This window comes from Pseudarthrobacter enclensis (genome assembly GCF_030811655.1).
Classification (GTDB): domain Bacteria; phylum Actinomycetota; class Actinomycetes; order Actinomycetales; family Micrococcaceae; genus Arthrobacter; species Arthrobacter enclensis_A.
This window is the reverse complement of record NZ_JAUSRE010000009.1, coordinates 78,845-105,371: the sequence shown is the minus strand read 5'-3', so window position 1 is coordinate 105,371 and position 26,527 is coordinate 78,845. Positions and strand designations below refer to the sequence as shown.

Annotated in this window: 30 protein-coding genes, 1 pseudogene and 1 riboswitch; of the genes and pseudogenes, 20 read left to right on the top strand and 11 right to left on the bottom strand. The window is 65.9% G+C overall.

Features of this window, described 5'->3' with window-relative positions; genetic code table 11:
* Positions 1–105 precede the first annotated feature (105 nt).
* Both J2X98_RS10500 and J2X98_RS10495 read left to right on the top strand, forming a co-directional pair.
* Positions 106–1,227, top strand: coding sequence for an enoyl-CoA hydratase/isomerase family protein (locus J2X98_RS10500; RefSeq protein ID WP_307307598.1), 1,122 nt, complete (start codon positions 106–108; stop codon positions 1,225–1,227).
* On the top strand, positions 1,224–2,000 hold the full coding sequence (locus J2X98_RS10495; protein WP_307307595.1) for an enoyl-CoA hydratase: 777 nt from the start codon (positions 1,224–1,226) through the stop codon (positions 1,998–2,000). Before J2X98_RS10500 ends, J2X98_RS10495 begins: the two co-directional genes overlap by 4 nt.
* Positions 2,001–2,151: 151 nt before the next feature.
* On the opposite strand, the gene J2X98_RS10490 is transcribed toward J2X98_RS10495, so the two are convergent.
* From J2X98_RS10490 to J2X98_RS10465, 6 genes are all read right to left on the bottom strand, one after another.
* Positions 2,152–2,487 (bottom strand): hypothetical protein, encoded by a 336-nt coding sequence (locus tag J2X98_RS10490; protein WP_141943996.1) that lies wholly within the window; start codon positions 2,485–2,487, stop codon positions 2,152–2,154.
* A 122-nt stretch (positions 2,488–2,609) separates the two neighbouring features.
* Entirely contained in the window at positions 2,610–2,813 is a 204-nt protein-coding gene (locus J2X98_RS10485) for a cold-shock protein (protein ID WP_009357211.1), read from the bottom strand.
* Between the two features lie 263 nt (positions 2,814–3,076).
* On the bottom strand, positions 3,077–4,270 hold the full coding sequence (locus tag J2X98_RS10480; protein ID WP_307307590.1) for an acetyl-CoA acetyltransferase: 1,194 nt from the start codon (positions 4,268–4,270) through the stop codon (positions 3,077–3,079).
* Positions 4,267–4,938 (bottom strand): CoA transferase subunit B, encoded by a 672-nt coding sequence (locus J2X98_RS10475; protein WP_141943992.1) that lies wholly within the window; start codon positions 4,936–4,938, stop codon positions 4,267–4,269. Before J2X98_RS10475 ends, J2X98_RS10480 begins: the two co-directional genes overlap by 4 nt.
* 29 nt (positions 4,939–4,967) lie before the next feature.
* The gene (locus J2X98_RS10470) at positions 4,968–6,407 is read right to left on the bottom strand and encodes a short-chain fatty acid transporter (RefSeq protein WP_307307584.1); all 1,440 of its coding nucleotides are present in this window, start codon (positions 6,405–6,407) and stop codon (positions 4,968–4,970) included.
* A gap of 75 nt (positions 6,408–6,482) precedes the next feature.
* Positions 6,483–7,199 carry a CoA transferase subunit A gene (locus J2X98_RS10465; RefSeq protein ID WP_307307582.1) on the bottom strand — a complete coding sequence of 239 codons (717 nt, stop codon included), beginning with the start codon at positions 7,197–7,199 and terminating at the stop codon, positions 6,483–6,485.
* Positions 7,200–7,365: 166 nt separating this feature from the next.
* Between J2X98_RS10465 and J2X98_RS10460 the strand changes: the two genes are divergently transcribed.
* Positions 7,366–8,163 (top strand): IclR family transcriptional regulator, encoded by a 798-nt coding sequence (locus J2X98_RS10460; protein ID WP_307307579.1) that lies wholly within the window; start codon positions 7,366–7,368, stop codon positions 8,161–8,163.
* A gap of 101 nt (positions 8,164–8,264) precedes the next feature.
* Here the strand turns inward: J2X98_RS10460 and nadE are convergent, their stop codons facing one another.
* Positions 8,265–9,119 carry an ammonia-dependent NAD(+) synthetase gene (nadE, locus tag J2X98_RS10455; protein WP_141943985.1) on the bottom strand — a complete coding sequence of 285 codons (855 nt, stop codon included), beginning with the start codon at positions 9,117–9,119 and terminating at the stop codon, positions 8,265–8,267.
* 75 nt (positions 9,120–9,194) lie between these two features.
* On the opposite strand from nadE, the pseudogene J2X98_RS10450 reads away from it, so the two are divergent.
* The 5 genes and pseudogenes from J2X98_RS10450 to J2X98_RS10430 form a co-directional block, all read left to right on the top strand.
* Positions 9,195–10,406, top strand: a pseudogene (locus J2X98_RS10450) (FAD-dependent oxidoreductase); the annotation flags it as partial.
* 96 nt (positions 10,407–10,502) lie between these two features.
* Positions 10,503–11,087, top strand: coding sequence for an orotate phosphoribosyltransferase (gene pyrE / locus J2X98_RS10445; RefSeq protein WP_307307752.1), 585 nt, complete (start codon positions 10,503–10,505; stop codon positions 11,085–11,087).
* Between the two features lie 147 nt (positions 11,088–11,234).
* Positions 11,235–11,981 carry a GAF and ANTAR domain-containing protein gene (locus J2X98_RS10440; protein WP_141946587.1) on the top strand — a complete coding sequence of 249 codons (747 nt, stop codon included), beginning with the start codon at positions 11,235–11,237 and terminating at the stop codon, positions 11,979–11,981.
* Positions 11,982–12,063: 82 nt separating this feature from the next.
* On the top strand, positions 12,064–12,684 hold the full coding sequence (locus J2X98_RS10435; protein ID WP_307307574.1) for a hypothetical protein: 621 nt from the start codon (positions 12,064–12,066) through the stop codon (positions 12,682–12,684).
* 69 nt (positions 12,685–12,753) lie between these two features.
* Positions 12,754–13,794: a thioesterase domain-containing protein gene (locus J2X98_RS10430; RefSeq protein ID WP_141943979.1), complete on the top strand. Its 1,041-nt coding sequence runs from the start codon at positions 12,754–12,756 to the stop codon at positions 13,792–13,794.
* On the opposite strand, the gene J2X98_RS10425 is transcribed toward J2X98_RS10430, so the two are convergent.
* Entirely contained in the window at positions 13,791–14,627 is an 837-nt protein-coding gene (locus J2X98_RS10425; protein ID WP_141943977.1) for an HAD-IIA family hydrolase, read from the bottom strand. The two genes, J2X98_RS10430 and J2X98_RS10425, sit on opposite strands and share 4 nt — an antisense overlap.
* 71 nt (positions 14,628–14,698) lie before the next feature.
* Between J2X98_RS10425 and J2X98_RS10420 the strand changes: the two genes are divergently transcribed.
* The 3 genes from J2X98_RS10420 (at position 14,699) to J2X98_RS10410 (ending at position 16,916) form a co-directional block, all read left to right on the top strand.
* Positions 14,699–15,355, top strand: a complete 657-nt coding sequence (locus tag J2X98_RS10420; RefSeq protein ID WP_307307567.1) for a TrmH family RNA methyltransferase — start codon at positions 14,699–14,701, stop codon at positions 15,353–15,355.
* 118 nt (positions 15,356–15,473) lie between these two features.
* Complete coding sequence (fbaA, locus tag J2X98_RS10415) at positions 15,474–16,493, top strand: class II fructose-bisphosphate aldolase (protein WP_307307564.1); 1,020 nt, start codon at positions 15,474–15,476, stop codon at positions 16,491–16,493.
* On the top strand, positions 16,494–16,916 hold the full coding sequence (locus J2X98_RS10410) for a DUF3151 domain-containing protein (RefSeq protein WP_307307561.1): 423 nt from the start codon (positions 16,494–16,496) through the stop codon (positions 16,914–16,916).
* A 126-nt stretch (positions 16,917–17,042) separates the two neighbouring features.
* Here J2X98_RS10410 and J2X98_RS10405 read toward each other — a convergent pair whose 3' ends face one another.
* Both J2X98_RS10405 and J2X98_RS10400 read right to left on the bottom strand, forming a co-directional pair.
* Positions 17,043–17,672, bottom strand: a complete 630-nt coding sequence (locus J2X98_RS10405; protein WP_307307558.1) for a uracil-DNA glycosylase — start codon at positions 17,670–17,672, stop codon at positions 17,043–17,045.
* A gap of 202 nt (positions 17,673–17,874) precedes the next feature.
* Positions 17,875–19,083 carry a cobalamin-independent methionine synthase II family protein gene (locus J2X98_RS10400; RefSeq protein ID WP_307307555.1) on the bottom strand — a complete coding sequence of 403 codons (1,209 nt, stop codon included), beginning with the start codon at positions 19,081–19,083 and terminating at the stop codon, positions 17,875–17,877.
* A 12-nt stretch (positions 19,084–19,095) separates the two neighbouring features.
* Positions 19,096–19,199, bottom strand: a riboswitch (SAM riboswitch).
* Between the two features lie 390 nt (positions 19,200–19,589).
* Here J2X98_RS10400 and J2X98_RS10395 point away from each other — a divergent pair.
* The 5 genes from J2X98_RS10395 (at position 19,590) to J2X98_RS10375 (ending at position 23,702) form a co-directional block, all read left to right on the top strand.
* On the top strand, positions 19,590–20,879 hold the full coding sequence (locus tag J2X98_RS10395; RefSeq protein ID WP_286401502.1) for an adenylosuccinate synthase: 1,290 nt from the start codon (positions 19,590–19,592) through the stop codon (positions 20,877–20,879).
* Positions 20,880–21,070: 191 nt separating this feature from the next.
* Entirely contained in the window at positions 21,071–21,442 is a 372-nt protein-coding gene (locus tag J2X98_RS10390; RefSeq protein WP_141943964.1) for a YegP family protein, read from the top strand.
* A 296-nt stretch (positions 21,443–21,738) separates the two neighbouring features.
* Complete coding sequence (locus tag J2X98_RS10385) at positions 21,739–22,290, top strand: RNA polymerase sigma factor (RefSeq protein WP_141943962.1); 552 nt, start codon at positions 21,739–21,741, stop codon at positions 22,288–22,290.
* The gene (locus tag J2X98_RS10380; RefSeq protein WP_141943960.1) at positions 22,287–23,210 is read left to right on the top strand and encodes a hypothetical protein; all 924 of its coding nucleotides are present in this window, start codon (positions 22,287–22,289) and stop codon (positions 23,208–23,210) included. Before J2X98_RS10385 ends, J2X98_RS10380 begins: the two co-directional genes overlap by 4 nt.
* Positions 23,211–23,276: 66 nt before the next feature.
* Entirely contained in the window at positions 23,277–23,702 is a 426-nt protein-coding gene (locus tag J2X98_RS10375) for a CoA-binding protein (protein ID WP_307307547.1), read from the top strand.
* Positions 23,703–23,706: 4 nt separating this feature from the next.
* On the opposite strand, the gene J2X98_RS10370 is transcribed toward J2X98_RS10375, so the two are convergent.
* Positions 23,707–24,744 carry an isopenicillin N synthase family dioxygenase gene (locus J2X98_RS10370; RefSeq protein ID WP_141943955.1) on the bottom strand — a complete coding sequence of 346 codons (1,038 nt, stop codon included), beginning with the start codon at positions 24,742–24,744 and terminating at the stop codon, positions 23,707–23,709.
* A gap of 45 nt (positions 24,745–24,789) precedes the next feature.
* Between J2X98_RS10370 and J2X98_RS10365 the strand changes: the two genes are divergently transcribed.
* Genes J2X98_RS10365 through J2X98_RS10350 form a run of 4 tightly spaced genes read left to right on the top strand, consistent with a single transcriptional unit; the run spans position 24,790 to position 26,368 of the window.
* Complete coding sequence (locus J2X98_RS10365; RefSeq protein WP_141943953.1) at positions 24,790–25,203, top strand: MmcQ/YjbR family DNA-binding protein; 414 nt, start codon at positions 24,790–24,792, stop codon at positions 25,201–25,203.
* Positions 25,196–25,744, top strand: coding sequence for a DUF1990 family protein (locus J2X98_RS10360; protein WP_307307539.1), 549 nt, complete (start codon positions 25,196–25,198; stop codon positions 25,742–25,744). The genes J2X98_RS10365 and J2X98_RS10360 overlap by 8 nt, the downstream gene beginning before the upstream one ends.
* Positions 25,741–26,061: a putative quinol monooxygenase gene (locus tag J2X98_RS10355; RefSeq protein WP_141943948.1), complete on the top strand. Its 321-nt coding sequence runs from the start codon at positions 25,741–25,743 to the stop codon at positions 26,059–26,061. Before J2X98_RS10360 ends, J2X98_RS10355 begins: the two co-directional genes overlap by 4 nt.
* 13 nt (positions 26,062–26,074) lie before the next feature.
* Positions 26,075–26,368, top strand: coding sequence for a DUF503 domain-containing protein (locus tag J2X98_RS10350; protein ID WP_307307748.1), 294 nt, complete (start codon positions 26,075–26,077; stop codon positions 26,366–26,368).
* The last annotated feature ends 159 nt before the right edge of the window (positions 26,369–26,527 follow it).

The following is a 26,527-nucleotide window of genomic DNA, read 5'->3' as shown; positions in this document are numbered from 1 at the left end:
GCCGTTCCCGGTGCCGTTCGTTTGCGAACGGTGGAGACGGGTATATTCGCAACAGAATGACCTGGATCACTCGTCCGGCCACCATGCAAAGGAGCGCTCCAGCAGATGACCGCAGCCAAGGGCACCACTACGGACAGCACGGCTGAGAGCGGAAGTGCGGAGGTTCTTTTTGAACGCCGCGGCCGCTTGGGCGTGATTACCCTGAACCGGCCGAGGGCGGTCAATGCGCTCACAGCAGGAATGGTCGATCTTCTGCTGCGGCAGCTGATTGCATGGACAGACGACGACGGCGTGGCCACCGTCCTGGTGCAGGGCGCCGGGGAGCGGGGCCTGTGCGCCGGCGGAGACATCGTGGCGATCTACCGGGACATGCTGCACGGTGGGAACGCGACCGCTGATTTCTGGCAGACCGAATACCGCATGAATTCGCTGATTTCCCGGTACCCAAAGCCGTATGTCGCTTTGATGGACGGCTTGGTTCTAGGCGGGGGCGTCGGCATCTCCGCGCATGGCAGCGTCCGCGTTGTCACGGAACGGACCAGGATGGGGATGCCGGAGACCACCATTGGGTTCGCCCCCGACGTCGGCGGGACGTTCCTGCTGTCTCACGCACCAGGCGAAACAGGGACGCATGCCGCCTTGACCGGCGCGCACCTGGATGCGGGGGACGCCTTGTTCCTCGGCCTCGCCGACCACTTCGTGCCGTCCCACGCGCTGCCCAGCCTGGTGGCGGCGCTGGAAGATGAAAGCCCGGAAGCCGCCGTCGCCCGTTACTCTGACGAGCCTCCTGCCTCGGTATTGGCGGGGCAGCGGGACTGGATCGATGCCTGCTACGCCTGCGACGATGCGGAGGAAATCGTTGCCCGGCTCTTGGCCTGGACCGGGCCCGGCCGGGAAGATGCCACGGAAGCGGCCGACACGATAGAAGCCAAGTCGCCCACCTCGATCAAGGTCACCCTGGCGGCCCTGCGCCGGGCCGCGAACCTGACCCTGGACGAAGCCCTGGCCCAGGAGTACCGGACGGGGATCCGCTTCCTGTCCGGACCTGATTTCCGCGAAGGAATCCGTGCCCAGGTGGTGGACAAGGACAGGAACCCGCAGTGGAAACCTGCCAACCTGGCCGAGGTTACCCCCATGCAGGTGGACAGGTTCTTCCGGCCGCTGGACGGCGGGGAACCGGACCTGCGACCAACTACAACAGCACACGACGACGGGAGCCCCGAATGACGGAGTACGCCAACATCCTGGTGGAGCAGCAGGGCAGGGTAGGGCTGGTGACGCTGAACCGGCCCTCGGCATTGAATGCGCTGAACAAGGCCACCATGGAGGAGTTGGTGGCCGCGGTCACCGCCATGGATTCCGATCCGGGCGTGGGCGCGGTGGTGGTCACGGGCTCGGGCAAGGCTTTTGCAGCGGGTGCCGACATCAAGGAGATGGCGGACCAGGGCTACATGGACATGTACACCACGGACTGGTTCCGGGGCTGGGAAGACTTTACCCGTCTGCGCATCCCCACCATCGCGGCCGTGTCCGGGTTTGCCCTGGGCGGCGGCTGCGAACTGGCCATGATGTGCGACATCATCATCGCGGGCGACAACGCGAAATTCGGCCAGCCGGAGATCAACCTCGCCGTGCTGCCTGGGATGGGCGGTTCACAGCGGCTCACCCGGGCCGTGGGCAAGGCCAAGGCCATGGACATGATCCTCACGGGAAGGTTCATTGACGCGGAGGAAGCCGAGCGCTGCGGGCTGGTCTCCCGGGTGGTTCCGGCGGCGGATGTGGTGTCGCAGGCACTGGAGGTGGCCGGTGTAATCGCCGGAAAATCCAAGCCCGCGGCGATGGCAGCGAAAGAGGCCGTCAACGCTGCGTTCGAAATGGGGTTGGCGCAGGGAGTGATTTTCGAGCGGCGGCTGTTCCACTCCCTGTTTGCCACTGAGGACCAGAAGGAAGGCATGGCCGCGTTCGCGCAGAAGCGCCAGCCTGAGTTCAAGCACCGGTAGGTACGGGAGCCTCTTCTCTGCCCCGCCCTGCCCTGCCGGGCTGGCGTGGCGCGCGTGGTCAGGCCCGCAGGGTGGAGCAAGGGGCCTTGAACCTCTTCATCGCGTTCGCCATCCGCTGACGGCCGGCTGCACGGCGGGTCTCCAGTGGGGGCTACCTGGCATGCCGGTCGCGCGGAACACGGTGCCTGGCCTGGGCCACGAGCCGCGTAAACGCGAAGACAAAGACCGCCTCAAACAACAGCATGAGGCCCATCAGCAGCCACTGCTGCCGGGTGATGAAGACGATGCAACCGGTCAGGGCGAGGATGGTTCCCAGTGCCAGTGCGTAGATGGCGAAGCCAACGGCAACCCGGGCGCTGCGCACCCCGGTCCGGAAGCCGAAGCCGTACGGCTCCCCGCCCGGCTGGCCGGGCACGCGGTCCGGGGCGGCGGGGCCGAGGGCATCAAACTCCTCCCACGGGTCCCTGTCCTGGTCGTGTCCCGTCATGGATCAATTATCCCAAACGGAACCACCGAACGGTGCAGGGGCATAAAAACAGCGGCCCCTCCACCTATGGTGGAGGGGCCGCTGGAATGGGGTCCCGGCAGTTGCCGGAGGCCGCCGAAGACTTAGAGCGGGCGGATGTTCTCTGCCTGCGGGCCCTTGGGACCCTGGGTCACATCGAATTCGACCTTCTGGTTCTCGTCCAGTGAGCGGTAGCCGCTGGTGGCGATTGCCGAGTAGTGGGCGAAAACGTCAGCGGACCCGTCATCGGGGGCAATGAAGCCAAAACCCTTTTCGGCGTTGAACCATTTAACTGTGCCTGTTGCCATGGCTGCATTCCTTCATGTGACTCTGATTCTCTCCCCGGGGATCGTCCCGGAGTGCGCGGGAGTTAATCCCCCACAGTCCCCAACGTACGGGGCGGAAGCCCCGGGTGCAAGGGTAGCCGCGATAAAGCGCTGACCCGGAGCGACATCCTGCCGTCCCGGGGCACCTTGGCGCGGACACGCCGTCGTCATCTGCGCAAACGGCCGCGGGCAGCTCCAAAGTGCCCCACGACGGCGGCGCGGGGCACTTTGGAGCCGGCAGTTGCTCAGACAGCTTCAAGCACGCTGACGTAGTTGGCGATCCCCACGCCACCCATGTTCTGCACTGCTGCCCGCCGGGGAGCGGCCAGCTGCATGTCTCCTGCGGTGCCGGTGAGCTGCATGGCTGCCAGGACGTGCTGGGACACGCCCGTAGCCCCCACTGGGTGGCCCTTGGACTTGAGGCCGCCGGAGACGTTGACCGGCAGCTTGCCGTCCTTGAAGACCCAGCCCTCCTCGAGGGCCCTGGCGCCCTGGCCCGGTTCGGTCAGGCCCATGGCCTCGTACATCAGCAGCTCGGCAATGGTGAAGCAGTCGTGGACTTCGGCCAGGTCCAGGTCTTCGAGCCCGACGCCGGCCATCGCCAGGGCGCGCTGCCACGAGACCCGGGTGGCCTCGAAAGCGGTGGGGTCCCTGCGCGCCGCGGGGAAAAAGTCGTTGGCGTGTCCAAAGCCCGCGAGCCGGACGGGGGAGGCGCTTCCACCAGTGGCCGACGTGGACAGCACGACGGCGGCAGCACCGTCGGAGACGGGGGAACAGTCCGTGCGGCGCAGCGGATCGGCCACCATGGGGTTCTTGTCCGAGACCGTCCGGCAGAACTCCTCGCCCAGGTCCCTGCGGAGCTGTGCGTAAGGGTTGTCCACGCCATTGCGGTGGTTCTTGGCAGCGATCGTGCCCAGCACATCACCGAGGCTGCCAGCGGCGTCGTACCGCTTGGCGTAGTGCTTGGCCACCTCGGCGAAAAGACCCGTGAATCCCGTCGTGGAGGGCTTGCCGGCCATGTCGTAGTCCGCGCCCAGGAGCCCGGCACCCACTACGTCCGCTCCGGCATGGGTCATCTTTTCGGCGCCGATCACCAGGACGGTCTTTGCCGTCCCCGCCAGCAGCGACTTGGTGCCCTGCTGGAACGCGGCCGAACCCGAGGCGCAGGCGTTCTCCACGCGGGTGGACGGGACGTTGCCCAGGTCCTGTGAGACCTGCAGTGCCAGCGAGGACGGAAAGGCCAGCGGCATCATGCCGGAGTTGAACTGGCCAACGTAGATCTCATCGATCTGGCCCGGCTCGATGCCTGCGGTGCTGATGGCGTCCGTGGCCACCTGCACGATCAGGGATTCCAGGGTGTCGTCGGCGAGCTTGCCGAACCTGCTGTGTCCCCAGCCGGTGATCAGTACGTCCTTGCCGAACTGGTCTTTGAGGCTCATGCTGCCACTTCCTCATTCTCGAGCCGGACGTCGAAGTCCGCTTCAGTTTTTTCCCGGATCTCCTCTTCGGTGACCCCCGGCGCCAGGCGGGTCAGCGTGAGCTGCCGCCCGCCGTCGTCGTCCTTCACCAGGTCAAAGACGGCGAGGTCGCTGATGATCCGGTCCACGCAGCTGAGCCCCGTCAAGGGCAGCGTGCATTCGCGCACGATCTTGGCGGTGCCGTCCTTGGCGTTGTGCTCGGTGAGGACCACAACACGGGGTGTGCCGGCCACCAGGTCCATGGCACCCCCCATGCCCTTGACCATCTTGCCCGGGATGGTCCAGTTGGCCAGGTCGCCGTTGCCGGACACCTGCATGGCGCCCAGGATAGCCACCTTGACGTGTCCGCCCCGGATCATCCCGAACGAGGTGGCGGAGTCGAAGATGCTTCCGCCGGGCAGGACCGTGACGGTCTGCTTGCCCGCGTTGATGAGATCCGCATCCTCCTCGCCCTCGTACGGGAAGGGACCCATGCCCAGCAGGCCGTTCTCGCTCTGCAGGACCACCCGCACGCCCTCGGGCAGGTTGTTGGCCACCAGCGTGGGGATGCCGATCCCAAGGTTCACGTAGTCGCCGTCGTTCAGTTCCTCGGCCGCGATGGCAGCCATTTCATCCCTGGTCCATCCCATGGGGTTCTCCTTGATCTCTTTAGCTGTACTCAGTTGGGTATGACCGGCGGCATGAACTCGAACGTCATGCCCAGCAGCCAGGCCAGCAGCAGGACCACCGGCAGGTGGAACAGGAACTGCTGGAACGTGAAGCCCACCAGGTCCCGGGCGCGCAGGCCCAGCACCGCCAGCAGGGGAAGCATGAAGAACGGGTTGACGAGGTTGGGCAGTGCCTCGGCCATGTTGTAGATCTGTACGGTCCAGCCCAGGTTCATGTTGACGTCCGTAGCGGACTGCATGACGTACGGCGCCTCCACCAGCCACTTACCGCCGCCGGAGGGCACGAACATGCCCAGAATGGCGGTGTAGATGGCGATGATGACGGCGAACGCCCCGTTGCCGCCGATGCTGGTGAAGAAGTGGGCCAAGTGCTCCGACACCGAGAGGCCGCCGGCCCCGGTGGCCTTGGTCAGGATGGCGGCCATTGCAGCGTAGAGCGGGAACTGGACCAGGATTCCGGCCGTGGCGGGCACGGCTTTGGTGACTGATTGAAGGAACTTACGCGGTGTTCCATGCAGCACCAGCCCCAGCATCAGGAACACCAGCAGGTATCCGTTCAGCGAACTGACCACGCTCAGGATGGGCAGGGTCAGCAGCTGGGACACCAGCCAGCCCAGGGTCAGCACCCCGGCCAGGACGGGCAGGACCCGGCTGTATTCAAGCCATTCGCCCGGCCGGGACTTTTCAGCAGGCGGTTCAGGCTGGTCGTCGAGGTCGACGCCGAGATCGGCCGCCGTCTTCACCGAGCCTCCCGTGGGGGCTGAGAAATGGGCGATGACCGTGGTGAGAAGCATCAGGATGGCCAAGGTCAGCAGGGACTGCCAGGTGAAGACGGTGGTCCCGAAGTCCAGGACGCCGGTGATCTTCAGCAGCGCCGGGGGGATGGAAGCTTTGGTGGCCTGCAGCTGGGCCGCGGAGGAGGACATTCCCAGGGCCCAGACGGCGCCCAGCCCCATGAAGGCCGCTGCGCCGAGGGCCCGGTAGTCGACGTGGAGGTCCTTGCGGCGCGCTATGGCGCGCGCCAGCAGGCCGCCAAAGATCAGGCTCAGCCCCCAGTTGACGAAGGACACCGACATGGAGAGGACGGCCACGAAGCTGACGGCGGAGCGGGCGGAGGTGGGTACCGGCGCCAGACGCTCGATCAGCCGGGCGACCGGCGGTGATGTCGCCACCACATAGCCGGTGAGCACCACCATGGCCATCTGCAGGGTGAAGGCGGTGAGGTCCCAGAACCCATTGCCGAACGAGTCCACCACGGCCTTGGGCGACGCTCCGATGGCCAGGGCGGCAATGGCCACCAGCAGCACACCTGCCAAAGCAAAAATGTAGGCGTCCGGGAACCACTTCTGCGTCCACCCCGCCAGCTCTTCTGCCATCCGGGCCAACCCTTTCTGGCGGACGTCCTGGCTGTTCAACTGCACGGTGGTCATGAGGTGTATCTCTCCATTGAGTAGTGGGCGTCAATAGGCGGCAGCGGGAGCGGTTGCAGCTGGGGCGGCCCTGGTTTAGGCAGGGACAAGGCCGGCGCGCTGCCGGACGGTCCGCTGCTCGATGTCCTTGACACGGTCCGTTGCCTGGACAAGCCGCTGGACAAAGACGCCTGGGGTAACGATGTGGTTGGGATCCAGTTGGCCGGGCTCCACGATGACTTCCGCCTCGGCGACGGTCAGGACTCCCGCGGTGGCCACCACCGGGTTGAAGTTCCGGGCGGTGTAGCGGTAGATGAGGTTGCCGTCCGTATCCGCCGTGTGGGCGTGGACCAGTGCGACGTCGGCGCGGATGGCCCGCTCCTGGACGTACGTTTCGCCGTCGAATACCTCATGCGGCTTGCCTTCGGCAACCAGCGTCCCCACCCCGGTCTTGGTGTAGAAGGCAGGAATACCGGCGCCGCCAGCGCGAAGCCGCTCTGCAAGGGTGCCCTGCGGGGTGAACTCCACCTCCAGCTTGCCGGCGAGGTACTGCTCCGCGAACAGCTTGTTCTCGCCTACGTAGGAGGCGATCACCTTGCGCACCTGGCCTGCCTCGATCAGGACGCCCAGCCCCTTGCCGTCCACGCCCATGTTGTTGGAGACCACGGTGAGGTCCCGGACGCCGGCGTCACGGAGGGCTTCGATCAGGTCGGCAGGAATGCCGCTGAGGCCAAACCCGCCCACGGCGACGGTGATGCCGTCCTGGAGGGCCCCTTCCAAGGCCGCGGCGGCAGAAGCCTGGAGTTTCTTCATGACGTCTCCTCGTTGAGCACGGACGCGCGTCCACTTAGTGGACGGCTGGAATCTGAGTTTGGAGACTACGGGCGGCAGGCGACGAGTGTCAAGAATCGCACCGGATTGTCGTACAGTATGGACACCAGGATACGAAGTATCCATATTGTGGACACGAGGAGGCTCTATGGCTGCCGCCCCCGTTCAGGGCGCCCAGGTGGTTGCGCGGATTTCAGGACTGCTGCGGTTGGTGGGCCGCAGTGCCGAGGGGATGCCCCTGATGCGCCTGGTCCGGGAATCGGGACTTACCCGTCCCACGGTCCACCGGCTCCTGACCTCCCTTGCCGCGGAGGGCCTGCTGGACCACGACCCCGTCACGGGCAACTGGGTCCTGGGCCCCGAGGTGCTGTTGATGGGATCGGTCGCATCGGCGCGCTTTCCCTTGGAGGACATCGCGCGGCCCAGCCTCAGGCGGCTGGCAGAGGCAACGGGTGAGAGCGCCTTCTTCTCCATCCGCCGCGGCGCCCAGACCGTGTGCCTGCTGCGCGAAGAAGGAAGTTTCCCTGTCCGGTCGTTTGTCCTGCACGAGGGCGTACGGTTCCCCCTTGGGGTCGCCTCTGCCGGAACCGCAATCCTGGCCTTCCTGCCCAAAAGCGAGCAGGAGGAGCTGCTGGGCCGCTGGGATGACCATGCCGGCAGCTTCGCCGTGAACCACACCCCGCAGCTGGTGCGGGACAACCTGGCCCGCACCCGGCTGGCCGGCTACTCCGTAAACCCCGGACTGGTCCTGGAGGGAAGCTGGGGGATGGGCGCCGCCGTGTTCGACCGTTCCGGGAAGCCCGCCTGGGCGTTGTCCCTCACCGGCATCGAACCACGCTTCAAGCCCGCACGGCAGGAGGAACTGGGCGGACTACTGATGGCGGAGGCGCACCGGATCACGCAGCAGCTCGGTGGGGGAGGGGACGGCGGGCGGCGCAGGCGCTGAACCTCACGGGCTTAGGCCACCCGCAACGACGGCGGACCGCTGGGCGGTTTCCAGGCCTGCCCGGTGCGACCCGCCGTCGTACTCCTAAAAGTGGGGGCTGCCTACAGCCCCGCGCGGGGCTCCTCCGGACCCTGGGCCTTCCACCACGTGTCGAAGATGGTCACCGGCACGGTGCGCTTGTGGCGGGTCCGGAGGTACTTCTGTTCGATCGACTCGGCCACGGCGTCCGGAACCTCCCGACCCTCAAGGTAGTCGTCGATCTGGTCGTAGCTGAGGCCAAGTTCGTCCTCATCCGTGCGGCCCGGCCGGTCGTCCAGCAGGTCCGCCGTGGGAACCTTCTCCCAGACGCGCGCGGGGGCGCCGAGCTCGGCCAGCAGGGCACGGTTCTGCCGCTTGTTGAGGCCGAACAGGGGCAGGATGTCCGCGCCGCCGTCGCCGTACTTCGTGAAGAAGCCGGTCACGGACTCCGCGCCGTGGTCCGTGCCGACCACCAGATAGTTGTGCTCACCCGCGAGGGCATACTGGGCGATCATGCGGGTGCGGGCCTTGGTGTTGCCCTTGTGGAAGTCGGAGATTTCCGAGCCCACGGTCTTTTCGAACTCCTCCTCGAAGCCGTCCACAGCGGCCGAAATGTTGAACGTCCACTCCGTTTTGGCCTTGATGAAGTCCAGGGCCGCCTGCGCGTCTTCCTCGTCGTGCTGCACGCCGTAGGGCAGTCGGACGGCCACGAAATTGGCCTCCACGCCCTCGGCCTCAAGCTCGTCCACTGCCAGCTGCGCGAGCCTGCCGGCCAGGGATGAATCCAGGCCGCCCGAGATGCCCAGGACAAAGCCCTTGGTGTGGGTGGCCTTCAGGTACTCCTTGAGGAACGTGACGCGCTTGCGCACCTCCCCTGCAGGGTCGATCCGGGGCTGCACGCCCATTTCTTCAATGATTTTGGCCTGGAGTTCGCGCATGTGGTCCAGCCTAGCCAGCGCTGTCAACAACCCTCAACTGTTCCGGCAGGGACCTGCGCGGCGTACGGTAATTGCATGGAGCGCACGGGGTGTGCCGTGGTGGGCGGGGGCCCGGCGGGAATGATGCTGGGCCTGCTGCTGGCACGGGCAGGGGTGCGCGTGACCGTCCTGGAGAAGCACCGCGACTTCCTGCGGGATTTCCGTGGCGACACCGTGCATGCATCCACCATCCGGTTGATGGACGAACTCGGCCTGGGCGCCGGCTTCCGCTCCCTGCCGCAAAGCAGGCTCAGCAACGTCGCGGTCCCCGTCCCCGGTGCCGGCCTGGTCACCCTCGCGGCCTTCGACTCGCTGAAGCCGCCGTACAACTACGTGGCCATGATGCCGCAGTGGGACTTCCTGGATTTCCTTGCCGCGGCCGCAGCAAAGGAACCGACGTTTTCGCTGCTCATGGAAAGCGAAGCCACGGGGCTGGAGTTCGACGGCGGCCGCGTCACCGGGGTGCGCTACCGGGCCGACGGCGGGTACCGTGACCAGGTGCTGCATGCCGACGTCGTAGTGGCTGCCGACGGCCGGCACTCGGTGCTGCGGCGCGCAGCGGGCATGCGGACCAAGGAATATCCGGTGCCTTTCGATACGTGGTGGTTCAGGCTCCCCCGCCACCTTTCGGAACAGGGGGAGGTAGCCGGTGTGGTCCCCTCGCTGGGGGACCGCGACGCCATGATCGCCCTCAACAGGACCCACTACTACCAAATGGGCTACCTTGCCCCCAAAGGCTCGGACGCGGCCATCCGCGCCAAGGGCGTGGAGTGGTTCCGGCAGCGCGTGGCGGCACTGCGCCCGGACCTCGCCGACCGCGTTGATTCGATCCGCAGCGTGGACGACCTGCACTGGCTGGACGTCAAACTGAACCGCCTGCGGCGCTGGTACGTGGACGGATTCCTTTGCATCGGGGACGCCGCGCACGCGATGTCCCCGGCCGGCGGTGTGGGTATCAATCTGGCCATCCAGGACGCTGTGGCAGCCGCGGAACGGCTGGCCCCGGACCTACGTCGTGGACGAGTGCGGCTCCGCACCCTTGCAGCGGTCCAGCGCCGCCGCCGCATGCCCACCTTGGTGGTGCAAGCCGTGCAGCGCATCATGCACCGGGTTATCTTCGTTCCGCTCTTCGCAGGCACGCTCTCGGGGGAGATGCTCGCCGGGAAGGGGCAGGACGGCGGCCGGAGCCGCTTCCCAGTCCAGCGCACGATCTTCTTCATCCTGCGCCACAATCCAGTCATCAGGCGCCTCCTGCCCCGCGTTATCGCGTTGGGACCACGCCCCGAGCACGCGCCGGGCTTTGCCCGCCCGTTGGCGGTCACCCCACCCACTAAACTTGAGCCCATGACTTCGCCCACAGACACTGCGGCAGACACCGCAGCTGCCCGCGCCCGACTGCTCGAACTGATTAAGGAACTTGCCGTGGTCCGCGGCAAGGTGATCCTCTCCAGCGGGGCGGAGGCCCATTATTACATCGACCTGCGCCGCATCACCCTGCATCACGAGGCGTCCAAGCTGGTCGGCCAGGTAATGCTGGCACTGGCGGACGACGCCGGGATCGACTTCGAGTGCGCCGGAGGCCTGACCATGGGTGCTGACCCTGTGGGCACCGCCGTCATGCACGCGGCCGCGGACGCGGGCCGGGCGGTCGATGCCTTTGTGGTCCGGAAAGTCCAGAAGTCCTACGGCATGGGCCGCCAGGTGGAGGGCCCGTCTGTTGAGGGCCGCAAGGTGCTGGTCCTGGAGGACACGTCCACTACCGGCGGTTCAGCGCTGACGGCAGTCGAGGGCGTCCGCAAAGCCGGCGGCAACGTAGTGGCCGTGGCCGTGATCGTGGACCGCGACACCGGAGCCAAGGAAAAAATCGAAGCCGAAACCGGCGTCCCCTACCTCTTCGCGTTCGGCAAGGACGAGCTGGGACTCTCCTGATTCAAGCGCGGCCCGTTCAACCGCCCGGTCCGCGCCGGTGGCCTGCTGCTGGTCGATCGTTCAAGGCTGCCATATCATAGGAATAACCCGTTCAGCACTTGGAGATCGTGTACCTTGCTCCCCCCAGAACAGCCCTTGAGCGCAACGTTGAGCGCGACCGACCAAATCCAGAACCTTATCCTGGAAAGCGCCGATTTTGAGGACTTCCTCAATGAACTGGCCCGGTTCTCCGCCCATCAGATGGCCGGGGACGGCGACGACGCCCTGTGTGGCATCACCCTGCTCCGTGACCGGAAGGCCGCAACCATCGGCTGGAGCAGCGATTCGGCGCGCGAAGTTGATGAAATCCAGTACTCCCTCTCCCAGGGCCCATGCCTTTCCGCGGCCAAGGACGAGCGTGAAGTCTACGTCCCGGATTTGTTCCAGGAGGACCGGTGGGGCCCCGACTACGCTGCGGCCGTCGCCTCCCACGGGCTGCGGTCAGTACTGTCCCTGCCGTTCAACCTGCACGGCGAGGCAAAGGCGGCGCTGAACCTCTACTCCGACGTCCCGCACAAGTTCGACGGGAGGGCGGCTGAGAGGGCAAGGGACTTTACCCGCGAAATCTCGCAGGCCCTGCGACTTGCCGTACGGTTCTCGCTGCACGCGGACAGTGCGTCCAACCTGCGCGCAACGCTGGAGTCCCGCACCACCATCGACATTGCCGTGGGCATCGTCATGGCGCAGAACCGCTGCAGCCAGGCAGACGCCGTCGAAATCCTTACCGGGGCGTCCAGCAACAGCAATACCAAATTACGCGACGTTGCAAGGTCGATCGTCGATTCGGTGGGGGGTGCCGGTGCACGCACCTTTTACCAGGAACCGGGAAAGGTCAGCCCGGGCACGGGCAGTTGAAGTCCGGGTTGTGCGGGGCCTCCGGCTGGGGTTACGCTTGCGGAGGTTGAGCCGTCGGCCATAGACCTCTTTTGGAGTACCTATGGACCGCGCATTAGACGCTCTCGTTAACGTCGATGTCCCTGCAGACGTCGTCCGGATTGAAGTCCGGGGAACCCTTCACCAGGAGTCCCGTTCTGAACTTGCCCACATCATCCGGCGTGTCCGTCGGATGGGCATTCGCTGCCGTATCTGTGTCGACCTTTCCCAGGCCGCGCTGATCGAGTCCTCTGCGCTGGCGGGTCTCCGCAGGGATCTCAACGCCCTGGACACCAACTCGTTGCCGGGTGCGCGGTCCGCAGGGGTCTCGCTGCAACTCACGCCCGCCGCGCACGACTGGGCAGTGGACGGACCTTCCAGCAGCCGCCCGCTCCCGATGGACGACGACATCAGGGAGCTTTTCCCCGGCGGCGCGTACGCGGGTGATTTCCCCCAGCTGCCGGTCATGTGGATCGAGGAATTGTACGGCCGCCCGCTCAGCGAATACACGGACCAGGAATTGCTGCAGGCCAGCGACGCGCTCTTCGCCCTGCTCGACAACCCAGACGCGCCCGACGGAGCGGACCTGCTGGGCCGCTACAACGACATCGGCCTGGAAATCCGCCGCCGCCAGCACGAGCCGCTGGCTCCATTTCCGGCCACGGAAGGCCAGGCCGCAAGCTGACGCGCAGCGTCACCGAACGTTAACATCCACCGTTGCGGCGGTGACTTTCCCGGGGCTTACGGTAGGAGTGTGCCGTATGAGGGGGAAGTAAATCCGCAGAGCCGGAGAGGGGTCTCCGACGCCCGGCTGCTGACGCAAGCCGCTGCCCTCAAGCGCTTCTCGCGCCGTACCTTCCTGGCCGGTGCCGGCGCCTCCGGACTGCTCGCAGCAGACATGCTGGTGACCCGCCAAGTGCAGTCGCAGCGACGCAGCACCAGGATCCTGGCCGTTCCGGACGACTTCGCCGACGCCTACTACCCGGACGCCAGCTGGTTCCTGTTTCCCGGGTACAAGACCAGCTGGGAGGAGGCGCAGTGGATCCTCAACACCCTCCGTGGCTCGCTGAACAAGCGCGCCCGGCTCGCCGCCGTCGGATATTCCAACCTGGGGCTGAGCGTTACCGAGGTGGTCAACGCCATCGCCGACTATATCGCCGCGCAGAAGATCACCAAGCTCTTCTTCTATGGACACAGCTTCGGCGGCATGCTCGCCACGCAGGTGGCGGCGCGGCTCCTTGCGCTCCAGGGCATCCAGGTGCAATTCATCCTGCTGGACTCCAGCCCCTACAGCGCCCATGATGTCCTTGACCAAAGCTGGTTCGACGGCGTGGTGTTCCTTTACGAGAGCGGCGTCAGGTTCCCGTCCACCCTGCGCGGCGGATATGAGCTGGGGGAGCGGATCATCCACAAGGACGAACGGAGCTGGCGCCAGATCCTCGACCAGACGCTGGAGCAGCTGTCCCCGATCGCCCCGTCCAACGTGCTGGTCCAGACCGAGTCCGCCTACATCTACCACTTCGATGGAAGCCAGTTCGCGGGAAAGCTTGGGACAGCGAAGATGGCCTACATTGGCAATCCCAAGGACGGGACTGTCGACTACGAGACGGCGTCCGAAACCTGGGCAGTGGTGTTCAAGGACAACATGGTGTCCAGCAACCTCCAGACCACAGGGGCCGCACCCGCCCATGCGAGCCCCGGCTGGAACCCGCAGATCTACCGGCCGCTGGTGACGGAACTGCTGGACGGGTTCTTCCCCCTGCCGCGGGGCGGCACCCGGGTCAGCATCTTCTAGATCTGGTTCTTCAAATCCGCCACCGAGTTCAGCACCTGGTTTGGCCGGAACGGGTAGGCTGCAATGTCGTCCCTGTGCGTGATGCCGCTGAGGACCAGGACGGTGTGCAGGCCCGCCTCCATGCCGGCAATGATGTCCGTGTCCATCCGGTCGCCGATCATGGCGGTCGTCTCGGAGTGGGCGTCAATCTGGTTCATCGCCGACCGGAACATCATGGGGTTCGGCTTGCCCACGATGTAGGGCTCCCGGCCGGTAGCTTTGGTGATGAGGGCCGCGATGGCACCGGTGGCGGGCATGGGGCCGTCCTTGGAAGGGCCCGTGGCGTCCGGGTTGGTGGCGATGAACCGTGCACCGGCGAGGATCAGACGGATGGCGGTGGTGATCGCCTCGAACGAGTACGTGCGCGTCTCGCCAAGCACCACGAAGTCCGGATTCTGGTCGGTAAGGATGAAGCCAGCCTCGTGCAGCGCGGTCGTCAGCCCAGCCTCGCCGATGGTGTAGGCGCGGTTGCCCGACTCCGAGCCCCCGGCGGACACCTGGTCCTTCAGGAACTGGGCCGTGGCCAGGGCGGAGGTCCAAATGTTCTCTTCGGGGATCTCCAGGCCGGACGAGCGGAGGCGGGCGGCGAGGTCGCGGGGCGTGAAGATGGAGTTGTTGGTCAGCACCAGGAAGCGCCTGGACGTATCCACCCAGCGCTGGATGAGTTCGGCAGCCCCCGGGATGGGCTGGTTTTCGTGGACCAGGACTCCGTCCATGTCCGTCAGCCAGCACTCAATCTCCTGCCCGCTGCGGTAAACCGCCGGGTTGCCTGCCACCTGGTCCTCTTCTGCCATGCCTGCCTCCGCGTCGTGATGGTTGCCCGAAGAGTCCAGTCTAGTGTTGAAGGGTGAACCAAACGCCCGGCATGACTGACGAACCCAACCACCAGCCCGGGGAGGCCGAACCCGAAAAGACGGAGGTCGGCGTCGGGCCCTGGGAAGGCGAGCTGCCCGAGGGCGGCCACTGGGACCCGGACCTGCTCGCCGACGGGGACCGGCGCAACGTGCTGGACAAGTACCGCTACTGGAAACACGAGGCCATCGTGGCGGACCTGGATTCCCGGCGGCACAACTTCCACGTGGCCATCGAGAACTGGCAGCACGACCTGAACATCGGCACCGTGGTGCGCACCGCCAACGCCTTCCTTGCCAAGGAAGTCCACATCATCGGACGACGGCGGTGGAACCGCCGCGGAGCCATGGTCACCGACCGCTACCAGCACGTCCGCCACCACCCCACCGTGGAGGACTTTGTCCAGTGGGCGCAGGGGGAGGATCTGGCAATCATCGGAGTCGATATCTTCCCGGACTCGGTGCCGCTGGAAACCTACGACCTGCCACGCGACTGCGTGCTGGTCTTCGGGCAGGAGGGCCCCGGCCTGACGCCGGAAGTCCACGAGGCCGCCGTCGCCACCCTGTCCATCGAACAGTTTGGCTCCACCCGCTCCATCAACGCAGCCTCCGCTGCAGCCATCGCCATGCATGCCTGGATCCGCCGGCACGTCTTCAACCAGCACGTGTAAGCCCCCGGGGCGTAATCCAGAACACTCCAAGCCCCGGAATGGCTAGGATGGTGCCAAGCCGTAAGCGGTCTACTTGAGGGTTATCCACCCACAGACGAAACTCAGCAGAGGAGCCAGCATGCCCATTGCAACCCCAGAGATCTACGCCGAGATGATCGACCGCGCGAAGGCCGGCGGATTCGCCTTCCCTGCCGTCAACGTCACGTCCTCGCAGACGCTGAACGCGGCACTGCGTGGCTTCGCCGAGGCCGAGTCCGACGGCATCGTGCAGGTCTCCACCGGCGGTGCCGCCTACTGGTCCGGCGCATCCACCAAGGACATGGTTGCCGGTTCCCTGGGCTTCGCGGCCTTCGCCCGCGAAGTGGCCAAGAACTACGGAGTGAACATTGCCCTGCACACCGACCACTGCCCCAAGGACAAGCTGGACGGCTTCGTCCTGCCCCTGCTCGAAGCTTCCGAAGCCGAGGTCAAGGCCGGCCGCAACCCGCTGTTCAACTCCCACATGTGGGACGGCTCGGCAGAGACCCTGCAGGAGAACCTGCGGATCGCCCGGGACCTGCTGCAGCGCACCGCCGCCGCAAAGATGATCCTCGAGGTGGAGATCGGCACAGTCGGTGGTGAGGAAGACGGCGTTGAGAACGCCATCAACGACAAGCTGTACACCACGGTGGAAGACGCGCTGGCTACCATCGACGCCCTCGGCTCCGGCGAGAACGGCCGCTACATCACCGCCCTGACCTTCGGCAATGTCCACGGCGTCTACAAGCCCGGCGGCGTCAAGCTGCGCCCGGAGATCCTCAAGGACATCCAGGCGCAGGTGGGCGCGCAGATCGGCAAGGAGAACCCGTTCGACCTGGTCTTCCACGGCGGCTCCGGCTCCTCCGACCAGGAGATCGCCGACGCCGTCTCCTACGGCGTGATCAAGATGAACATCGACACCGACACCCAGTACGCCTACACGCGTCCCGTGGCAGACCACATGTTCAAGAACTACGACGGCGTCCTGAAGGTGGACGGCGAAGTGGGCAACAAGAAGACCTACGACCCCCGCGTCTGGGGCGCCTCCGCTGAGGCCGGCCTGGCAGCCCGAGTGGTGGAAGCCACCAAGCAGCTCGGTTCGGCCGGAAAGACCTTCTAAATGTCGGATGAGTTCCGCCGGAACCTGATGGGTCCGGAGCCCACGCTCCTGCCTGCCGAAACCGAGGTGTACGGGCAACTGGAGGCCGGGCACGAGGCCCTGGACCTGGTGGAAAAGCACCCCACGTCCTCGCTTCTCTGGGCCGTCCTGGCCGAGGAAGCGTGGGCCGAGGGCCGCACCATTGACTCCTACGCCTATGCCCGTGTGGGCTACCACCGCGGCCTGGACGCGCTGCGCCGCAACGGCTGGCGCGGCGTGGGTCCCATCCCCTGGGAGCACGAGCCCAACCGCGGTTTCCTGCGGGCCCTCTACTCCCTGGGCAGGGCTTCGGCGGCCATCGGTGAAGCGGATGAGCCGGAGCGGATCGAGAAGTTCCTTAACGATTCCGACCCCACGGCGAAAGCGGCCATCGAAGGCTCCTAGGTCCCCCACCGGCTCCCAGGCTTCGCTCCGCCCAGGCAGGGAAACCTCGGCGGCGGAGGGCCCCTCCATATATCGACGGCGGCCGGTCACCTTTCGGATGAAAGGTGACCGGCCGCCGTCGTTCGTTTATGGCTTGGCGATGCCCGTGCGGGCCATGGCGTCTGCGTAGGCCGTCCGCATGTCCTCGAGGTACTCCTCCTGGCGCGCCGGGGAGCCGGCGAATGCGCGGCCACTCAGTGAGCGGACCTTGTAGGTCTTCAGGCCGCGGCGCCACAGCAGTGGCACTTCGGTCTTCAGGAGAAGGTTGGCCAGCCGGTTGGCTTCCGTGCCGTGTGCCACGATTACCGAGGCCCGGGGGACCAGCGCCAGGAACTTCAGCAGGGGCTTCAGGCCCGCCTGGACCTGGTCCGGGGTGAACTTGCCGTTGGCTTCGCCCGGGACGTGCCAGGGGTGGACGTTCCATGGCATCACGAACTCGGGGCGCAGGCCCAGCTTCCACTGGATGCCGAGCATGCGGGTAGCGGCATCCTGGTCGCCGGGAGTGATGAACCCGGACGGATCCGCCTCGCCGATGTTGGAGAACAGGCTGATGATGCGGCATTCCTCCACGTCATGCATGGGGTCCACATAGGGAACTGTGGTTCCGGGCTTGGCCTCCTGCAGGGAGTCGCACAGTTCGTTGACGGCGGCGACGCTGGGTTCGTAGCGGCGGCTCATGAGCTGTTCGTGGAATGTTTCGGGGGCCAGGGCTGTCATGAAGGGCTGGTTCTCCTGCGGGGATTGGCATTGCTGCCGACACCGAAACGGGCACGCGGGCGCGCGTCATGTCGGTGGCGGTTGATTGGGGTGGGCCGGAGCTCGCCGGCCTTCCCCAGTTTAGCAAGCCCCCGGAAGCGAAACGCCGGCTGCCCTTCCCGGTGATGGAAGGAACAGCCGGCGCTCCGGAATGTACTGCCGGCTACCAGAGGCGCTGGGTGGCGCGGCGCGCGCCCTCTCCCAGTGCCTCCAGCTTGGCGAATGCGATCTGCGGGTGGACACGGCCGCCCAGTCCGCAGTCGGTAGAGGCGATCACGTTTTCCCGGCCCACCACGTCGGCAAAGCGGACGATGCGGTCTGCCACCAGGTCCGGGTGCTCCACCACGTTGGTGGCGTGTGAAACGACGCCCGGAATGATGACCTTGCCGTCGGGCAGTTTGGTGTCCTCCCATACGCGCCACTCGTGTTCGTGGCGGACGTTGGCGGCTTCGAAGGAGTAAGCGCCGGCGTTGACCTGCAGGACGGAGCCGATGATGTCCGCGAACGGGATGTCCGTGGTGTGCGGGCCGTGCCAGGAGCCCCAGCAGACGTGGAGCCGGATCTGTTCCTGCGGAAGGTCCCGCAGCGCCCAGTTGGTGGCTTCGACCCGCAGCTGGATGAATTTCAGGTAGTCCTCCAGCGAGGGCTCGGGGTTGATCTGGTCCCAACTCTCGGCCAGGGACGGGTCGTCGAGCTGCACGGTCAGGCCGGCGTCGATGATGGCCTTGTATTCCTCCCGCATGGCATCGGCGCACGCGTAGACCAGTTCCTCGTCCGTTTTGTAGTACTCGTTGGCCACCCGGGCGCACGAGCCGGGGGAGAGGGAGGCGACGAAACCCTCGGTGAGGCCCGCGGCAGCGAGCCCGGTTTTCAGGTTCCTGATGTCCGATGCCACCAGGTCGTGGCCCGTGTAGGTCAGGGGACCGGCAATCTTGGGCTGTGCCACGCTTTTCCGGTGCGTGAGAATACCGGAGGCAGGATCGTTGTACGCCTCGTTGAAGGCCTGCCGGTCGCGCCGGTCGGGGAAGGAGGTCAGGACCACGTTGCCGGGGGACGAGCGGCGCTCTTCGGCCTCCGCCCAGCGGTCCACGTTGGTGGGTTCCAGCCCGCCGAGCCGGGCGAAGGAGTAATTCCACCAGGCGCCGTAATCAACGGTGCTGGACATGGTGTGCCCGTATTCGCCGTCATTGGGGATGTCGATGCCCAGGTCTTTCTGGCGCTGCACTACATCCACTACGGAAGCCTCCAGCAGTTCAAGGAACTCCGGGGTGAGCCCGTTGCTTTCCTTGGCTGCGTTGGCCGCGATGAGCTCAGGGGTGCGGGGCAGTGAGCCGGCGTGCGTCACGCGGATGTGGTCGGTGTTCTTGGGCATGCTGGAACTTCCTTTCCATCGGTCCTGGCAGTAGCACCTTCGGCCGGCAGCGATCTGCCGAACCGTGGTTGCTGCGGCGTCATCGAGCCAGGTCTCTCGGCCGCTCCGGATGGTTCCCTCTCACTTAAATCCAGAGGGCAGGGTCCGGGCAAATCGGCTTTGGTTTGTGTCGGGCCAAAATCCTGGTGGTGTCCATGCTCAACGCGGACGGCCGTCCTTCCGGGACTCCTCGCCGGGCAGATCTCCGGGCCGGCCGGGGAGGCTGGGGACGAATAGGCCGCCGCCCCTGTTGCCCCTCGATGCGTGAAGGGCTGCGGCGGGCCAAACGGTGGATAAAGTGCCATATCCGCTAAACTTGGGTGGTAAGAGCCCCGGAACTCTTGCTTCGCTGTGCTGTCCCAACGCGGCGAAGGCCGGATGTTCGGGGCATTCTCATGAACGGCGCTGTGCGGGCCCGCCACTTGGTGGCCGGACGCGGGCAGCCCGAACGAATGGGGGAGGATCCCATGCCAGCAATTGTGATCGTAGGAGCCCAGTGGGGCGACGAAGGAAAAGGCAAGGCCACCGACCTGTTGGGCGGCCGTGTTGACTACGTCGTCAAGCCCAACGGCGGCAACAACGCCGGGCACACCGTCGTCGTGGGCGGTGAGAAGTACGAACTCAAGCTGCTGCCGGCAGGCATCCTCAGCCCCAACGCGGTCCCCATTATCGGCAACGGCTGCGTGGTGAACCTCGAGGCCCTCTTCCAGGAAATCGACGGACTTCAGGCCCGCGGCGCGGACACTTCCCGGCTCCGGGTCTCCGCCAACGCCCACCTGGTGGCCCCGTACCACCAGGTCCTGGACAAAGTCACCGAACGCTTCCTGGGCAAACGCGCCATCGGCACCACCGGCCGCGGCATCGGCCCCGCCTACATGGACAAGGTGGCCCGGCTGGGCATCCGCGTCCAGGATGTCTTTGACGAATCCATCCTCCGCCAGAAGGTGGAAGGCTCACTGCGCCAGAAGAACGAACTCCTGGTCAAGGTCTACAACCGCCGCAGCGTGGTGGTGGATGAGATCGTGGAGTACTTCCTGTCCTTCGCCGAGCGTCTCCGCCCGCTGGTCATCGACAGCACCTTGGTCCTGAACTCCGCCCTGGACGAAGGCAAGGTGGTCCTGATGGAAGGCGGCCAGGCCACGTTCCTGGACGTCGATCACGGCACCTACCCGTTCGTCACCTCTTCCAACCCCACCGCCGGCGGCGCGTCGGTTGGCTCCGGCATCGGGCCCACCCGGATCTCGCGCTCCATCGGCATCATCAAGGCCTACACCACCCGCGTCGGTGCGGGTCCGTTCCCCACCGAACTCTTCGACGAGATGGGAATGTACCTGCAGAAGACCGGCGGTGAATTCGGCGTTAACACCGGCCGGCCGCGCCGCTGCGGCTGGTACGACGCGGTCCTGGCCCGCCACGCTTCCCGCGTGAACGGCTTCACGGACTACTTCGTCACCAAACTGGACGTGCTCACGGGCATCGAACAGATCCCAGTGTGCGTGGCCTATGACGTGGACGGTGTCCGGCACGACGAAATGCCCATGACCCAGACCGAGTTCCACCACGCCAAACCGATCTTCGAATACTTCGACGGCTGGACCGAGGACATCACCGGCGCCCGCACACTCGCGGACCTCCCGGAGAACGCCCGGAACTACGTGCTGGCACTGGAAAAGCTCTCCGGAACCCGCTTCTCCGCCATCGGCGTGGGCCCCGACCGGGACCAGACCATCGTGGTGAACGACCTCATCAACGACTGATCTCCGGGCACATGCCGCCTGGGAACGGGTGGGTATTACGACGACGGCAGGCACCTTGGCGGGTGGCCTGCCGTTTGTCTTCTGCCGCGGTGGCATGCAATTTACACAGGCTTAACGCGGACGGTCTTGTGAGTGTGGTGGCGCCGCGGCCACACTCGGTACTACCCCCTGGTGCCCAAGGAAGGATCGTCATGGCCGGAAGATTTGAAGCATTCGTCGACGCTGAGTCGTTCTTCCGGTTCCGGCTGCTGGCCCCGGACGGGACGGTGATCGCCGTTTCCGGCCCGTTTGAGGACAAGGCAGCGGTGGCGGCCGGGATTGCCGCGGCACGGGAATGTGCGGGAACGGGCCTGGTCACAGACCTTTGCCCCGCTGGAACATCCTCCCGTCCCGCAGCCGTAACCCCTGCAGCCGGTGCCGACGTCCCAGCCGGGACGTCCGCCGCCGTCGAACCCGCCTGCGGCGAGGAGCGCATGCCCACCAGGCTGCACGCATTCACGCTGGCCAGGGCGCCCCGGCGGCAGGCGACGCTGCCCCGCTGGACCCGGGCGGCAACCCGCTGACCGCCCGGGAGAAACTTCAAAAAAAGTTTTTGGGATTCGCGTAACCCTTCCGGGCGGTTCAGCGATTACCCCTATGAAGTGCCGGTCTGGAACCTGTCCCCCATCACGTTCCAGGCCGGCTCTTTTGTCTTTCCGCATGGTTGGCTGCATCGTGGCGGACCCCTGGCCCATGGCTTCTTCCCGGCGCCGTGGCGGTTCCGGCGGCGTGGTTACCGGAGGGTAAGGTAAGGGCAGCGTTCCGAATGTTCTGAGCGCCTGCCTTGCCAACACCCTTCTTGACGGAAAGCACCACGTCAGTGACCGATGCACAGACAGACGGGGCCCCGGACCGGTCATTTTCCGGGACTGCTGCCTTCAGCCTCGTCTACAAGACATACGCATCACAGGTCCTGGGCTATCTCACCGCCCGGGGAGTCGAGGATCCGGAGGCCGCCATGCAGGAAGTGTTTCTTTCCGTCCTTCCCCGGCTTCACACGGTGCATGGCGGGGACGCCGGGCTGAGGACGTTTATTTTCTCGGTTGCACATGCACGGATGGTGGATGACCACCGCCGCCAAAGCCGGACACCCGTCAGGCTGCCCTTCGAGGCAGCGATGGACAAGCGCGAAGACAGCTCGGCGGAAAAGGAAGCCCTGCAGCGCATCTCGCCCCGGGAAGTCCTGGCGCTCCTCGACGGGCTGCCCCGGGAGCAGCGGGACGTGCTGTCGCTTCGCCTGGTGGGAGGCCTGACAGTGGAGCAGACGGCGGAGACCATGGATAAGAGTGCCGGTGCAGTAAAGCAGCTCCAGCGGCGCGCATTGCTCAAACTCCGGGAACTCAAGGAAGTGAAGGAGTACCTCACCCCATGACATCTTCCCGGGACAACCTCGTCACGCTTGTTGACGGCATCCTCCTTGAATCCGGCTTCGATCAGGACGCGGAGCTTCGTGACACCCTGCTCTCGCTGGGTTCCCTGGCCTCGCTGCCCGCGCCGGCACCCACGGGGGAGCTCGCCGCATTGATTGCCGCAGGCGGACTGTCCAGCCCGGAGAAGGCTGTCCACGACGAATCCCCGGATACACCGGCTGACGGCCGGAAGGCGGGTACCCAAACCGGAGACGAACTGGCGCGCCGCCGTCGTCGCCGGCACCGTCCCACAGCGCTGGGACTGGTCCTGGTGGCAGGAATGGGACTCGGAGTTGGCGGCGTGGCGGCCAGTTCAACCAATACCCGTACCAGCGCGGTGGAGCACCTGCTGGAGGACTGGGCTCCGTGGAGGGGTTCCACCACCGGGACGTCCGCGGTCGCTTCCGGTTACCGTGGGCCCACCCTCGCGGCGGACGGCGACCTTCCCGGTGCTGCTTCCGTCCCGGCGCCCCATCTGGTGGACGACGCCGCGGACCTGTCCTCGAAGCTCCTCCGGCGTCAGGGTGGCCACAACGGCACAGCATGCCCCGGTCCGCTGCGCCACAACGCCGGCATCGGTGTGCGAAACTGCGCGGCGGGATCCGCCGCTGCCGCACCGCAAAGCAACACAAACGGCGGCGGCACGGACGGCCGGGGCCCCGGAGCGGCGAATGGGACGCCGGCAGGGGCGGGCGCCGCAGAAGAAGGAAAGGCTGAACTTCCGGCAGCGACTGCCCTGGCAAACAGCGGCGGCGCGTCCGGTCCTGCGGGCCGGAAGCCGGACACTTCCCCGGGCAACGCCGGTCCGGCGCCTGCCCAGGGACAGTCCGGGGAAGCGGGCCCACAGGGCGGTGGCCAGAAGAGCGTTACCCCGGCGAAATAGCGGAGGGGCGGCACAACCGCCCGGCGGTTTCCGCGGTGCCCGGCGTAGTTCACGTAGGCTGGCCCCATGGGCCACACGAATGATCCTGCAGTAACCGAACGCCTTATGCGAACCAAAGGACGTTGGGCCATCGTCGGTCTGACCACCAATGAAGCGCGCCCGGCCTACGATGTTTCGCTGTTCGTCCGCGACCGGCTCGGCATGGAAATCATCCCCGTCAACCTGCGCGGCGATGCCGTCCATGGCGAAACCGGGTACCAATCCCTCGGTGACATCCCCGCGGAGAAGCAGCCGGTCGACGTCGTGGACTGCTTTATTAACTCGGAGAAGGTGGGCGGCGTGGTGGACCAGGCTATTGCTGCGGGGGCAAAAGCCGTGTGGCTGCAGCTGGGGGTCATCGACGAGGCAGCGGCGGAACGCGCCAAGGCCGCAGGGCTGGACGTAGTGATGAACGCCTGCCCGGTACAGCTCGCGTGGAAGTACAACCTTTAGCGCTTCACGAACCTTGGCGCTTGAGCAGCTCCGGATAGTGCCGTTCGGTGACGTCAGGGTGCGCGCGCATCCGGCCTTTGAGCATGTTCATGCCGAAGGACGCCAGGAGCGGGTTGGCAGGATCATCAGTGATGCCCCGGGCAGCTGCCTTCAGTTCCGGAGCCAGCGGCAGGGGCTCGATGACCGCATCAAGCCGCGGCGACCAGAAGAACGGCACCGAGTAGCGGTCCACGCCGGGTGGCGGGGCCTGCACGCGGTGGACGGTGGCCGCAAGGTATCCTTCCGTGGCTACTTCCAGCATCTCGCCAAGGTTCACCACCAGCGCCCCGGGGAGGGGTTCCACCGGCAGCCACTCGCTGGTGCCGGGCGGCAGCACTTCGAGCCCGCCAACGCCGTCCTGCAGCAGGAGGGTCACGAAACCATAGTCCGCATGCGAGCCAACGCCCTGGTCTCCAGCTGCTTCCACTACTCCGCCCACGTAGTGCACCAGCTTTCCCATCCAGGCGGGTGAATCACGGAAGGGCTCATCGAAGTAGTCCTCGGGCAACTGAAGCGAAACAGCGATGGCCCGCAGCAACTCCATGCCAACTTCGGACATCAGTTCCGCCCACTCCATCGCGGCAGGCCTGAGCTCCGGGAAGGTGTCATCCGGCCAAAGGTTGGGGCCTTGCAGCAGCCAGTAGGGCTGGTGGTCCGGATAGTCCCTGACCGGCTCCCGCTCCGGTGAGTAATCGATTTGCTCCCGGGCGTCCGCCCGGCCCTGCGTCACCTCCGTGCCCATGCGCGTGTAGCCGCGGAAGTGCGGCGACAGGCGGTTGTCCAGCTTCATTCGCTCTTCCAGCGGCAGTCTGAAGAAGCGCCGGACCAGGTCCAGGAGCTCTTCGGCCTGGCCCGTCCGGCCGCCGTACCCGGTGATTTGAAAGAACCCGACATCGTGGGTGGCGTGCCGCAGCTCCTCAATGAACTCAGGGCGGAAAGACCCGTACGGCTGCCGGGCGGAACTCAAGTCCAGAACAGGTATGGCTCCCTGGTCGCGTGACATCCTCGCAGACTAGCACCGAGCCGGTCCGCTTTATAGGCTTCCGTTATGGACCCAGATGCGCTGCGGGAAATCTGTCTCTCGTTCCCCGGAGCCTACGAGGATTTTCCGTTCGGACCGGAGACCTCGGTCTTCAAGGTCCGTGCCCACGTCGCCGGCGGAACACGCCACGAGGCCAAGCTGTTTGCCCTGTCATCCATGGATGAGCGCGATTTTTACGTGAACCTGAAATGCGAGCCGGCCCTGGCGGTGCAACTTCGTGCCGTGCACCCGGCGATTACCGGCGCATGGCACATGAACAAGACCCACTGGAATGGCGTCCGTCTGGACGGCTCCCTGCCGGACGGGATGGTCCGGGACATGGTGGAGGACTCGTACGACCTGGTCGTGGCAGGCTTGAGCCGGAAGCAGCAGGAACAATTGGGGTGGGCGCGCCTCGAAAGGGCAGGCAGCAATGACTGACAAGGGATCAGCCAAGCTCGACTATCCGGGAGTGGGAAGCACCGAACAGGGCACAGCCCCGGAAGGATATGGCCGTGTCCTGGAGGAAACCCGGCTGGGAAGCGGCCTGGACGTATACCGCCGCGTTGCGGAAGGCATCCTGGGCTGGGAGCTGCAGCGGCGGGCCGGGCTGCAGGTCCAGGCCGACTCACCCCGGGCAGCGCGCGGGGCACGCGTGGTGAGCGGATTCGGCGTCGGACCCTTCCGCCTGCCCGCCCCCTGCCAGGTGGTCTGGGTCCACGAACCCTCCGCCGACGGTGTCCCCCAATCCGCAGGGTTTGGGTACGGCACGCTGCCGGGCCACCCTGCCCGCGGGGAGGAATCCTTCGAAGTGGAGATCGACAGCCAGGGAGAGGTGTGGCTGAGGATCCGCGCCTTCAGCCGGCCCGCCAACTGGTTCTACGCCGCCGGAGGCCTGGTGACCCGGGCGACGCAACGGTACGTTACTTCCCGGTACATTGAAGGGGCACGCAGTCTCGCCGCGGAAGGAAAAACCCCATGATCTTTATCGTCGTCAAGTTCAAGGTCAAGCCCGATTGGTCCGACCGCTGGCCCGCCCTGGTGGCAGATTTCACCGAAGCCACGCGGCAGGAACCGGGCAATCTGTGGTTCGACTGGTCCCGGAGCCTTGACGACCCCAACGAGTACGTCCTGGTGGAGGCCTTCAAGGATGACGCCGCCGGCGACCACGTGAACAGCGCGCACTTCAAAAAGGCTATGGAGGACATGCCGCAGGCCCTCGCCGAGACCCCCAGGATCGTCAGCCGCCAGCTCGAGGGTGAAGGCTGGGACCTGATGGGTGAGCTCACCATCGACTAAGGAAGGCCCGGCCATGTGGATCGGCTGGATCGAGTTCGACATCCTCCTCGGCGATGTACACAGCCTGAAGGAGAAACGCTCCGTGGTCCGGCCGCTCCTGGCTGAACTCAAACGCCGCTTCGAGGTGTCGGTCGCCGAGGTGGGGGACCACAGCCAGTACCGGCGTACACAGCTCGGCGCAGGGCTGGTGGCAGCCGACCGGGCGCACCTCGTGGAGGTGCTCGCCGCCGTCGAACGCTTCATTGCAGGCCGGCCGGAGATTGAGCTGCTCAGCGTCCGCCAGCGGGAGCTGCACAGCGAGGACTAGCCATGCATCGATTGCTGAGTATTTGTCGTTTTGACGCTACAAAACGACAAATACTCAGCAGTCGATGAAGGGTGTGGATAACTTCTGCACGGTCTCTGGGATTCTGCTCTGATGAATCGATGAGGACTCCACACCCGCTGCCGGAGGAACTCCGGGGAC